Source organism: Actinocrinis puniceicyclus, from assembly GCF_018283645.1.
Lineage (GTDB): Bacteria > Actinomycetota > Actinomycetes > Streptomycetales > Catenulisporaceae > Actinocrinis > Actinocrinis puniceicyclus.
In genome coordinates this window covers 1-1,647 of the sequence record NZ_JAGSXH010000301.1, presented here as the reverse complement: position 1 = coordinate 1,647, position 1,647 = coordinate 1, and the positions used below count along the sequence as shown (strand labels likewise).

At 72.4% G+C, this 1,647-nt stretch carries 2 protein-coding genes; both read left to right on the top strand.

What is annotated here, in order from left to right; translation table 11 throughout:
* Nucleotides 1–486 (top strand): phosphopantetheine-binding protein (locus KGA66_RS28900; protein WP_246508989.1); only part of this gene is annotated, 486 nt, incomplete at its 5' end.
* 187 nt (nt 487–673) lie between these two features.
* Nucleotides 674–1,647: condensation domain-containing protein (locus KGA66_RS32580; RefSeq protein ID WP_246508988.1), on the top strand; the 974-nt coding region annotated here is incomplete at its 3' end.

Here is a 1,647-nt window from a genome sequence, read left to right as displayed (position 1 = left end):
TTGCGTGAGTTCATGGCCGAGCGGGTGCCGCAGTACATGGTCCCGTCGAGCGTGATGGTCCTGGACCGGTTGCCGCTGAGCCCGAACGGCAAGGTGGACCGGGCTGCGCTGCCCTCCGCGCAGGACGGCCGCGCCGCCGCCGCGCGGCAGTTCGTCGCGCCCCGCGACGCGGTCGAGGAGTTGATCGCGCAGACCTGGACAGAGGTGCTCGGTGCCACGCGCGTGGGCGTGGACGACAACTTCTTCGAGCTCGGCGGCCACTCGCTGCAGGCGGTCCAGATCGCCTTCAGGATCCGCGCCGCCTTCGGCGTCGAGCTCGGCATCAAGCGGATCCTCGAGGCTCCGACGGTGGCCCGGCTGGCCGAGGTCGTCACCGCAGACCTCGCGGCGAGCCAGGCCGTTCTGGAAGAGGCCCTCGGCGACATCGAGTCGCTGCCCGACGAGGTCGTGCGCGAACTGCTCGCCGGGACCGACGCCGGCGCCTGACCGGCGCGGCCGTTCGATCGGCACGGCCCCTTGATCCGCAAGGCTCCAGAACTTCCCGCTCGACAGAGAAACCCCGACAGGGCGTGGACGCGCCCGAGGGCCGCGGCTTGCGCCACGCGGCCCCGGGAGCGCCATGCCGAAAACCGCACCGCTGACAGATCCGACCGGACACGGAAGGGAACCGACGATGGCCGAAACGCTGGCCGAGCGTCTCGCGCAGCTCTCCCCGGAAAAGCGCCGGCTGCTGCTGGACCGGCTGCGCCGAGACGCCGCCGAGCCCTCGCGCCCGGTCGCCGTGCCGCGTGACGGCGGCCCGCTGCCGCTGTCCTTCGCGCAGGAACGGCTCTGGTTCCTCTGGCGCCTGGCACCGCAGTCGGCCGCTTACAACGCGCCGGTGGCCCTGCGGCTGCGCGGTGCACTGGACGCGGCCGCGCTGCAAGAGGCCGTGTCCGCCGTGGTCGCCCGGCACGAGGTACTGCGCACCCGGTACGCCGAGGGCGCGGACGGCCCGGTTCAGGTGATCGACCCTCACTGCGCAGTGCCCCTGCCCCTGGTCGACGTGCCCGCCGGCGACGAGCGGGAGTGCGAGAAGGCCTTGCGCGCGCTCGTCACCGAAGCCGCAGAGGAGCCTTTCGACCTGGCCACCGGACCGGTGCTGCGGTGCCGACTGTTCCGCGCGGCCCCGCAGGACCACGTCCTCCTCCTCGTCATGCACCACATCGCCTGCGACGGCTGGTCGCTGCCGATCCTCTGGCACGAGGTGGCGCAGGTGTACCGGTCGGCAGCGGGTGCCGGCGCCGCCGACAAGTCGCAGCTGCCTGAGTTCCCCGAGCTTCCCGAGCTTCCCGAGTTGCCGTTGCAGTACGCGGATTTCGCGTCGTGGCAGCGCAAGCAGAGCGCTGACGGTGAGTACGCCGCGCAGCTGGACTACTGGGAGCGGCAGCTGGCCGCGGTGCCGGCGCTGGAGCTGCCGGCCGACCGCGCGCGCCCGGCCGCCCCGTCGTTCGCCGGCGGACGCGTCGAGGTGCGCGTCGCCCCCCGGGTCGCCGCCGAGCTGCGCCGTCTCGCCGGAAGCTGCGACGCGACCATGTTCATGGTTCTGCTCGCGGCGTTTCAGGTGTTGCTGGGGCGGGTGTCGGGCTGTCTCTTATACACATCTGA